The 8,967-nt window shown below is 64.6% G+C and carries 10 protein-coding genes; 9 read left to right on the forward strand and 1 reads right to left on the reverse strand.

What is annotated here, in order from left to right:
• The first annotated feature begins 53 nt into the window (after window positions 1-53).
• Both RDM88_RS00810 and RDM88_RS00815 read left to right on the forward strand, forming a co-directional pair.
• A complete protein-coding gene (locus RDM88_RS00810) occupies window positions 54-1,838 on the forward strand; it encodes an L-fucose isomerase (RefSeq protein ID WP_308752248.1) in 1,785 nt (594 codons plus the stop codon).
• An 87-nt stretch (window positions 1,839-1,925) separates the two neighbouring features.
• A complete protein-coding gene (locus RDM88_RS00815) occupies window positions 1,926-2,360 on the forward strand; it encodes an RbsD/FucU domain-containing protein (protein ID WP_308752250.1) in 435 nt (144 codons plus the stop codon).
• A 239-nt stretch (window positions 2,361-2,599) separates the two neighbouring features.
• Here RDM88_RS00815 and RDM88_RS00820 read toward each other — a convergent pair whose 3' ends face one another.
• Entirely contained in the window at window positions 2,600-3,355 is a 756-nt protein-coding gene (locus RDM88_RS00820; RefSeq protein WP_308752252.1) for a DeoR/GlpR family DNA-binding transcription regulator, read from the reverse strand.
• A gap of 185 nt (window positions 3,356-3,540) precedes the next feature.
• On the opposite strand from RDM88_RS00820, the gene RDM88_RS00825 reads away from it, so the two are divergent.
• From RDM88_RS00825 to RDM88_RS00855, 7 genes are all read left to right on the forward strand, one after another.
• Entirely contained in the window at window positions 3,541-4,365 is an 825-nt protein-coding gene (locus RDM88_RS00825; protein WP_308752254.1) for a class II aldolase/adducin family protein, read from the forward strand.
• 44 nt (window positions 4,366-4,409) lie between these two features.
• Window positions 4,410-5,345 (forward strand): ATP:cob(I)alamin adenosyltransferase, encoded by a 936-nt coding sequence (locus tag RDM88_RS00830; protein ID WP_308752256.1) that lies wholly within the window; start codon window positions 4,410-4,412, stop codon window positions 5,343-5,345.
• Window positions 5,342-6,763 carry an aldehyde dehydrogenase EutE gene (locus RDM88_RS00835; protein WP_308752258.1) on the forward strand — a complete coding sequence of 474 codons (1,422 nt, stop codon included), beginning with the start codon at window positions 5,342-5,344 and terminating at the stop codon, window positions 6,761-6,763. The genes RDM88_RS00830 and RDM88_RS00835 overlap by 4 nt, the downstream gene beginning before the upstream one ends.
• Window positions 6,764-6,796: 33 nt before the next feature.
• Window positions 6,797-7,978 carry a zinc-binding dehydrogenase gene (locus tag RDM88_RS00840; RefSeq protein ID WP_308752260.1) on the forward strand — a complete coding sequence of 394 codons (1,182 nt, stop codon included), beginning with the start codon at window positions 6,797-6,799 and terminating at the stop codon, window positions 7,976-7,978.
• A gap of 36 nt (window positions 7,979-8,014) precedes the next feature.
• A complete protein-coding gene (locus RDM88_RS00845) occupies window positions 8,015-8,344 on the forward strand; it encodes a BMC domain-containing protein (protein WP_101551613.1) in 330 nt (109 codons plus the stop codon).
• A gap of 51 nt (window positions 8,345-8,395) precedes the next feature.
• Window positions 8,396-8,671, forward strand: a complete 276-nt coding sequence (locus tag RDM88_RS00850; protein ID WP_308752263.1) for a BMC domain-containing protein — start codon at window positions 8,396-8,398, stop codon at window positions 8,669-8,671.
• 36 nt (window positions 8,672-8,707) lie between these two features.
• Window positions 8,708-8,967: BMC domain-containing protein (locus tag RDM88_RS00855; RefSeq protein ID WP_308752264.1), on the forward strand; the 260-nt coding region annotated here is incomplete at its 3' end.

The raw sequence follows: 8,967 nt of genomic DNA on the forward strand, positions 1-8,967 counted from the left end.
CGGACGCTCCGTCCGAATTTTGTTCAACAGTCAAAACTGAAGGAGGTTGTTTCATGAGTTATCCGAAAATTGGCATCCGGCCGGTCATCGACGGCAGGTGGGGCGGCGTGCGCGAGAGCCTTGAAAACCAGACGATGGGCATGGCTTACGCGGCGGCGGAGCTGATCTCGAAGAACCTTACATATCCCGACGGCACCCCGGTCCAGTGCGTCCTCGGCTGCACGACGATCGGCGGCGGCGCGGAGGCGGCCAGGGTGGCCGAGCAGTTCTCCACCGAAAACGTCGTCGCGACCCTGTCGGTCACCCCCTGCTGGTGCTACGGCAGCGAGACGATGGATCTCGACCCGCTGACCATCAAGGCGGTCTGGGGCTTCAACGGCACCGAGCGCCCCGGCGCGGTCTATCTCGCGGCGGCCATGTCCGCCCACGCCCAGAGGGGCCTGCCCGTCTTTTCGATCTACGGCCACGACGTGCAGGACGCCGACGACGCCTCGATCCCCGCGGACGTCTCGGAGAAGCTCCTGCGGTTCGCGCGCTGCGCCGTCGCGGTGGGGCTCATGCGGGACAAGGCGTACGTCAACCTCGGCGGCGTCGCGATGGGCATCGCCGGCTCCAACTGCAACGCCGACTTCTTCCAGAAATACCTGGGCATCCGCGCCGAGTGGGTCGACATGACCGAGATCGTCCGCCGCATCACGCTGGAGATCTACGACCATGACGAGTACGACCGGGCGCTCAAATGGGTCAAGGCCAACTGCAGGGAGGGCTTCGACTGCAACGCCGGCAAGAGCCTGCCGGAGGTCATCACGAAATCCAAGGTCGTCCCGGCCGATAAGGACTGGGAGTTCATCGTCAAGCAGACCCTCGTCTGCCGCGACATCATGTACGGCAACCCCAAGCTCGCCGAGATGGGCTGGCACGAGGAGTCGTTCGGCCGCAACGCGATCGCGGGCGGCTTCCAGGGGCAGCGCCAGTGGACCGACTGGCTCCCCAACGGCGACTTCATGGAGGCGATCAACAACAGCACCTTCGACTGGAACGGCAAAAAGTGCCCGACCGTACTCGCTACCGAGAACGACACCTGCAACGGCGTCGCCATGCTCTTTGAGACGCTGCTGACGGGCCGCGCCCCCGTCTTCGCCGACGTGCGCACCTACTGGAGCCCCGAGGCGGTCGAGCGGGTGTGCGGCCGCCGCCCGGGCGGCGTCGCGGCCAACGGCTTCCTGCACCTGATCAACTCGGGCGCCGCGGCGCTCGACGCCACCGGCGTCTCGAAGGACGAGGACGGCAGCGGCTGCATGAAGCGGTGGTTCGACGTCACCGGCGACGACATCAAGGCGATGCTCGATGCGACCGACTGGTGCCGCGCCAACTACGAGTACTTCCGCGGCGGCGGGTTCTCCTCCCACTTCAGGACCCACGCGGAGATGCCGGTCACCCTCGTGCGCTTCAACCTCGTCGACGGGCTTGGCCCCGTGCTCCAGCTCGCCGAGGGCTGGACCGCCCTGCTGCCCGACGACATGCACGAGAAGATCGACCTGCGCACCGACCGCACCTGGCCGACGACCTGGTTCGCCCCCCGCCTGACCGGAAAGGGCGCGTTCAAGGACGTCTACAGCGTCATGGCCAACTGGGGCGCGAACCACGGCGCGTTCGTCTACGGGCACATCGGAGCGGACCTCATCACGCTGGCCTCGATGCTGCGCATCCCCGTCTCGCTCCACAACGTGGAGGACGACGCGGTCTACCGTCCGCACACCTGGGCCTCCTACGGCACCCGGGACCTCGAATCGGCGGACTACCGCGCCTGCGGGCAGTACGGGCCGCTCTACCGCTGAAAAAACAATGAGAGGGGGCGGCGGACCGCCGCCCCCTTACGACAACGGAAAAGCCGTCATATCCGGCAAGCCGAAGGAGGAATTGCGATGTTAAAGGGCATCCCCAGCGTCCTGCCGCCCGAGCTGCTCAAAATCCTGATGGAGATGGGCCACGGCGACACGATCGTGATCGGCGACGGAAATTTCCCGCATGCCGCGATGGCCAAACGCCTCGTGCGCTGCGACGGCAACGGCGTGCCGAAGATCCTCGACGCGATTTTGCGGCTCATGCCGCTCGACTCCTACAGCGACTATCAGGCGGGGCTGATGGAGGTCGTCCCCGGCGATCCCTGCAAGCCGGTCATCTGGGACGAGTACAGGGAGATCATCAGCCGCCACGAGCCGGTGAACAACAAAATCGAGATGATCGAACGCTTCGCCTTCTATGAGCGCGCGAAGGAGGCCTACGCGGTCGTTGCCTCCTCCGAAATGGCGCTCTACGCCAACATCATCCTGCGCAAGGGCGTTGTCACCGGGGAATAACGCATGAAAAAGGGCCTTCCCGCCAGGGAAGGCCCTTTGAAAAACACAAGCCGATATCCACACCGGTAAACCCCATCGGTCCAAAAGGGAGGGGGCGTGTGTGGGGGAACCGCAGGTTCCTGCCGCACGTTGAGCGAGCAGAGCGAGCGGAGAATCCCGCCGAAGCGGGTCCTCGGCTTGCCAAAAAGATTTTTTGCAAGCCGGGGGCCTTCCCGCCAGGGAAGGCCCTTTTTATCGATTCAGTTCGGCCGGTGGAGCTGGGTGTGCTGGTTGCAGAGGTCGTTGGTCTCCTTGCGCTCGGTGATCACCTCGTAGTAGTCGGAGAGGGCGGCGAGCTTGCAGAGGAAGTCGACGTTCATCTTGGAGAGGTCGCAGAGGAGGATCGCCTTTTTGCAGTTGGCGAGGTAGCGGCGCTTGACGGCGGCCTCCTCCTCGCTCGCCTCCGACACCCCCCGCTCGATGCTGAAGCCCCGGCAGGACATGAAGGCGATGTCGGCGTTGAAGCGGTCGATGTAGCCGCAGGCCGTCTCGCCGACGAGGGATTTGGAGTTCTCCCGCAGGGTGCCGCCGGTGCAGAAGACCTTGACGTTTTTGAATTCGGAGAGGAGCAGGGAGGTCTTGAGCCCGTTGGTGATTACCTTGATGTTGGTGAAGCGGTCGAGGGTCCGCGCCAGCGCGAAGACGGTGCTCGACGAATCGAGGAAGAGGGTCATGCCGTCGGAGATGTGCCGGGAGGCCATGTCCGCGATGATCTGCTTTTTCATCGCGTTCTGGTTTTCGCGGAAGGCGAGCGGGTCCTCGCTCGTGCTCCCCTCGACGAGGATCGCCCCGCCGCGCGTGCGCCGGATGAGCTTGCTCTCCTCCAGCTCGCGCAGATCGCGGCGGACGGTGGCGCCGCTGGCAAAGACGGCGGCGCACAGCTGCTCGACGGTGACCACCCGGCCCCGCTCGCGCATATAGTCGAGGATTTGCTGCTTGCGTTCGTAGGCGAGCATCTGGTTTCCTCCTTCTGTCGATCACAGATGATCAAAATGGATTACAGATCAAGTTATAGAGGTAAAATGATCAATATCGCCGCCAAATATAGCTTGTTTTGATTAATCTTGATAAGATGATAGCAGGAATGAACAGGAAATGCAACCACCTTCTGCAAAACAGTGTGAAAAAGGAGACGAAATTTATGGCATCGGCATACGAAATCAAAAAACAGCTCTGTGACATCGGCCGCCGCATCTACCAGAACGGGTTCGTCGCCGCCAACGACGGCAACTTCTCCGTGAAGATCAGCGAGAACGAGTTTTACTGCACCCCCACCGGCGTGTCCAAGGGTTACATGACCCCCGACATGATCCTCAAGGTGGACGGACAGGGCAACATGCTCGAGCCCAACGCCAAGTATAAACCCTCCTCCGAGTTCAAGATGCACCTGCGCGTCTACCAGGAGCGCCCCGACGTGACCGCCGTCGTCCACGCGCACCCGCCGGTCGCGACCGCGCACGCCGTCTGCGGCATGCCGCTCGACAGCATGATCATGCCCGAGGTCATCATCTTCCTCGGCGAGGTGCCGCTGACCAAATACGGCACCCCCTCCACGATGGAAATTCCCGAGGCGATCTCCGACGCGCTCAAGGACCACGACGCGGTGCTGCTGGAAAACCACGGCGCGCTGTCGGTGGGCGTCGATCTGACCCAGGCGTACTTCCGCATGGAGACGCTCGAATACTGGGCGAAGGTGAGCCTCTACGCCAAGCAGCTCGGCGGCGCGCAGGAGCTGACCTGCGAGCAGATCGAGCGGCTCATTGAAATCCGCAAGCAGATGAAGCTGCCCGGACGGCACCCCGGCTGCTCCCGCTGCGCCAACCGCGGCACCGACAAATGCCGCTGCATGACTCCCGAGCAAAAGGCCTCCTGCGCGGCCAAACCGGCCGCCGCCGCGAACCCCGCCTCCAACGAGGCGATGATCCGCGAGATCACACAGAAGGTGCTGGCCTCGCTCGGCAAATAAAAAATTGCGGGGCGTTACATAGCCTCCGGAGAGGGGGATCACCGATGAGTATCTACACAAGGGCGGGGGACACCGGGTTCTCCAGCACGGGAAACCGCCGGATGATCCCCAAAAACGCCCCCGTGTTTTCCCTGCTCGGGGCGCTGGAGGAACTGGACGCGTCGCTCGGGGCGGCCGCCGGGAAGCTCCCGGCGGGGCTTTCCGAGGTCGCGGGGACGCTGCGGCGGGACGTGGCGGCCCTCTCCGCCGAGCTTTCGGGCGGCGAAAGGTTCGCCGACGCCGCCCGTGTGCGGGGGATGGAGGAATCCATCGACCTCATGACGGCCTCGGCCGGGGAGGGCCCCGCCCGACAGACCGCGGGCGGCGCGGCGCTTGGGGTTTCCCGGGCAATCGCGCGGCGCGCGGAGCGGGAGATGGCCGCCGCCAGGCAGACGGGCGGAATCACGCCCGACGCGATGCGCTACCTCAACCGCCTCTCCGACCTGCTCTACGCGATGGCCCGCATGGCCGACGCGCAGGGGCCCGGCCCGGCGGTCCCGCCGGAGGAGTTCGGCGGCGGGTTCCTCGAAAGGGCGCTGGCGCTCTGCCGCCAAGTGCTTGCAGAGGCGCGGCGGGAGAACCTGCGGGTGACCGCCACGGTGTGCGACGAGGGGGGCAATCCCGCGGCGCTTCTCCGGGACGACGGCGCGCTGCTCGCGAGCGTTGAGATCGCCCGGGACAAGGCGTTCACCAGCGTCTCGATGCGGATGAAGACCTCCGAGCTCGCGGAGCTCTGTAAGCCGGGCGGCTCCCTCTACGGCCTCCAGCAGACGCACGGCGGGCGAATCGTCGTCTTCGGCGGAGGCGTCCCGCTGGTGGAGGGCGGCAGGCTGGTCGGCGGCTTCGGCGTCAGCGGGGGCACGGCAAAACAGGACACGAACCTTGCGGACTACGCGCTGGAGATTTTTGGCGCAGGCATAAGGGAGGAATACAGCAGATGAACATCAGCGAAAAGGAGATCGAGGGGATCGTCCGCCAGGTGATCGCGGGCATGGCGGTTTCCGAGGCTCCCTCCGGGATGGTGATCGACGGGAAAACCTATCTCGGCGTGTTCGAAGATATGAACGACGCGATCGACGCCGCCTGGAAGGCGCAGAAAAAGCTCTACGACATGTCGGTGGAGGAGAAGGAGGAGATCATCTCCGCCATCCGCCGGCTGATTCTCGAGGAGGCCGAGACGCTCGCCAGACTGGGCGTGGCGGAGACGGGCATGGGCCGCGTGGAGCATAAAATCCTCAAGCACCGCTATGTGGCCCAGAAGACCCCCGGCACCGAGGACCTCGTGACCGAGGCGATCACGGGGGACAAGGGGCTCACGCTGCTCGAGCTCGCGCCCTTCGGCGTGATCGGCGCGATGACCCCCTCCACCAATCCGAGCGAGACGGTGCTCTGCAACTCGATCGGCATGATCGCGGGCAGCAACACGGTGGTCTTCAACCCCCACCCCGGGGCGCTGATGACCTCGCTCTACGCGGTGGACCTCGTCAACCGGGCGGCCCGCTCGGTGGGCGCGCCGGAGAACCTCGCCGTCGCGGTGCGCAAGCCCACGATGGAGACCTCCGACATCATGATGAAATCCCCCAAGGTGCGCATGATCTGCTGCACCGGCGGCCCGGGCGTCGTGCGCGCGGTGCTCTCGTCGGGCAAAAAGGCGATCGGCGCGGGCGCGGGGAACCCGCCCGTCATCGTCGACGACACGGCCGACATCCAGAAGGCGGGCAAGGACATCATCGACGGCTGCACCTTCGACAACAACCTTCCCTGCATCGCGGAGAAGGAGGTGTTCGCCTTTGAGAACATCACCGACGAGCTGATCTACTACATGTCCCAGAACGGCGCCTGCCTCATCAGCCGCGAGCAGATGCGGCAGCTCGAAGGGGTGGTGCTGGTCGAGGACAAGAAGGGCAGGAAAACGATCAACAAAAACTGGGTCGGCCGCGACGCGAAAAAAATCCTCCACGAGATCGGGATCGAGGCCGGGGATGAAATCCGCTGCGTCATCTGCGAGGCGCAGTTCGACGACCCGTTCGTACAGATCGAGCTCATGATGCCGATTTTGCCGATCGTGCGGGTGCCGGACATCGACACGGCGATCGACCTGGCGGTCAAGGCGGAGCACGGACTCCGGCACACCGCCCACATGCACTCCAAAAACATCGACCACCTCACGAAATTCGCGCGGGCGATCGAGACGACCATCTTCGTCAAGAACGCGCCCTCCTACGCGGGCATCGGCGTGGGCGGGGAGGGGCACTGCACCTTTACCATAGCGGGTCCGACCGGGGAAGGGCTGACCTCGGCCAAGAGCTTCTGCCGGCGCAGGCGCTGCGCCATGGTGGACTCGTTCCGGATCGTCTGACGGCCCAATTGCAGATCGGGAGGTTACATCATTATGGACATCAATGCGAACCAGATTGAAACCATCGTGCGCTCGGTCCTCTCCCAGATGGGGACGTCCGCACCCTCTCCGGGCATGGCGCGGGCCGCGATGCTGACCGCCGCCAAGCATTTCGAGGTGAAGGAGTTCCCCATCCCCCAGCCGGGCGACGACGAAATCCTCGTCAGGGTCGAGGGCTGCGGCGTGTGCGGCACCGACGTGCACGAGTGGAAGGGCGACCCCTTCGGCTATATCCCGCTCGTCCTCGGGCACGAGGGCACCGGCGAGGTCATCGCACTGGGCAGGAACATCAGGCACGACTCGCAGGGCCATCCCATCAAGGTGGGCGACAAGTTGGTGACCTCGGTCATCTCCTGCGGCGAGTGCCGGGGCTGCCTGATGCACCCCGATTCCCCCCAGCTCTGTGAAAACCAGGGGGTCTACGGGCTCATCCCGGACAACGACAAAAACCACCTCTGCGGCTGGTTTTCCACCCACCTGCTGATTACGAAGGGCTCGACCTTCTTTGTGGTCAACGACCTCTCCCTTGACCAGCGGATGCTGCTCGAGCTGGCGGCGGTCACGACCCACGCGCTCGAGCAGGGCAAAAAGACGGGCCGCCTCAACTTCAACAGCAAGGTGCTCGTGCAGGGCTGCGGCCCGGTCGGCCTCATGATGATCGCCACGCTGCATGTGGCGGGCATCGACCGCATCATCGCGGTGGACGGCAACGACAACCGCCTCGCCTTCGCCAAGCGGCTGGGCGCGACCGACACGGTCAACTTCAAGGAGCTGCCCGCCTTGGACCAGCGGGTCGCGGCGGTCAGGGGGATGAGCGACGGCGCGGGAGCGGACTTCGCCTACCAGTGCACCGGAAATCCGGGCGCGGCGGCGGATGTCTACAAGTACATCCGCCGGGGCGGCGGCCTCTGCGAGATGGGCTTCTTCGTCAACAACGGCGACTGCACCATCAACCCGCATTTCGACCTCTGCAACAAGGAGATCATGCTGGTCGGCTCGTGGACCTACGGCGCGCACGAATATCCCGTCACGATGGCGTTCCTGCGCCGGGCCAAGGGGATGGGCGTGCCGCTCGAGGAGCTGATCACCCACCGCTTCCCGCTCGACAAAATGAACGAGGCGATGGAGACGAACCTCTCACAGCAGGGCATCAAGATCGCGTATGTCGCGCAGTAATTTCCGGCGCATCCGCCGGGGCGGGGAGGGAACACGATGGCGCTTGGAATGATCGAGGTCTGCGGCTTCGTCACGTCGATCGTCGTGGCGGACGCCGCGGCCAAGGCGGCGGACGTCAAAATCCTCGCGCTCGACAAGAATAAGCCCGCGGCGGGCGACGCGGCGGAGGTGCCGCTCATCATGATCGTCAAGATCGGCGGGGAGGTCTCCGCCGTCGAGCAGGCCGTCGAGGCGGGGGTGCGGGAGGCGAAGGCCCGCGGGCTCTACGTCACCCACCACGTCATCGGGCGCGAGGCGGAGGACACCAAAAAGCTCTCGAAGCTCTGCGCGGTCGGCCGCGACCGCTTCGACGAGCACAACTATTAAACGGGAGCGCAAAACTTACATAAAAATGACAGCGTAAAGGAGATTATTACGATGATGGAAGCATTGGGCATGGTCGAGACCAGGGGTCTGGTAGCAAACATTGAAGCGGCGGACGCGATGGTCAAGGCCGCGAACGTCACGCTGATCGGCACCGAAAAGATTGGGTCGGGGCTCGTGAGCGTCATGGTCCGCGGGGACGTCGGTGCGGTGAAGGCCGCCGTCGAGGCAGGCGGGGCCGCCGCCGCGAGACTGGGCGAGGTCGTCGCTACCCACGTCATCCCGAGGCCGCACGCGGATGTGGAGAAGATCCTCCCGTCGCTCAAGTAAGCCGAAACCGACAACGACGCAAAGGAGATTATTACGATGATGGAAGCATTGGGCATGGTCGAGACCAGGGGTCTGGTAGCAAACATTGAAGCGGCGGACGCGATGGTCAAGGCCGCGAACGTCACGCTGATCGGCACCGAAAAGATTGGGTCGGGGCTCGTGAGCGTCATGGTCCGCGGGGACGTCGGTGCGGTGAAGGCCGCCGTCGAGGCAGGCGGGGCCGCCGCCGCGAGACTGGGCGAGGTCGTCGCTACCCACGTCATCCCGAGGCCGCACGCGGATGTGGAGAAGATCCT

This window comes from uncultured Anaerotruncus sp. (assembly GCF_902490045.1).
In the GTDB taxonomy this organism is placed as follows: domain Bacteria; phylum Bacillota; class Clostridia; order Oscillospirales; family Ruminococcaceae; genus Anaerotruncus.

Bases quoted from the DNA above. Each gene is read 5' to 3' on its own strand.
- RDM88_RS00820 (WP_308752252.1), bottom strand. From the start codon at position 3,355: ATGCTCGCCTACGAACGCAAGCAGCAAATCCTCGACTATATGCGCGAG.
- RDM88_RS00840 (WP_308752260.1), top strand. From the start codon at position 6,797: ATGGACATCAATGCGAACCAGATTGAAACCATCGTGCGCTCGGTCCTC.
- RDM88_RS00825 (WP_308752254.1), top strand. From the start codon at position 3,541: ATGGCATCGGCATACGAAATCAAAAAACAGCTCTGTGACATCGGCCGC.
- RDM88_RS00835 (WP_308752258.1), top strand. From the start codon at position 5,342: ATGAACATCAGCGAAAAGGAGATCGAGGGGATCGTCCGCCAGGTGATC.
- RDM88_RS00815 (WP_308752250.1), top strand. From the start codon at position 1,926: ATGTTAAAGGGCATCCCCAGCGTCCTGCCGCCCGAGCTGCTCAAAATC.
- RDM88_RS00830 (WP_308752256.1), top strand. From the start codon at position 4,410: ATGAGTATCTACACAAGGGCGGGGGACACCGGGTTCTCCAGCACGGGA.
- RDM88_RS00810 (WP_308752248.1), top strand. From the start codon at position 54: ATGAGTTATCCGAAAATTGGCATCCGGCCGGTCATCGACGGCAGGTGG.
- RDM88_RS00850 (WP_308752263.1), top strand. From the start codon at position 8,396: ATGATGGAAGCATTGGGCATGGTCGAGACCAGGGGTCTGGTAGCAAAC.
- RDM88_RS00845 (WP_101551613.1), top strand. From the start codon at position 8,015: ATGGCGCTTGGAATGATCGAGGTCTGCGGCTTCGTCACGTCGATCGTC.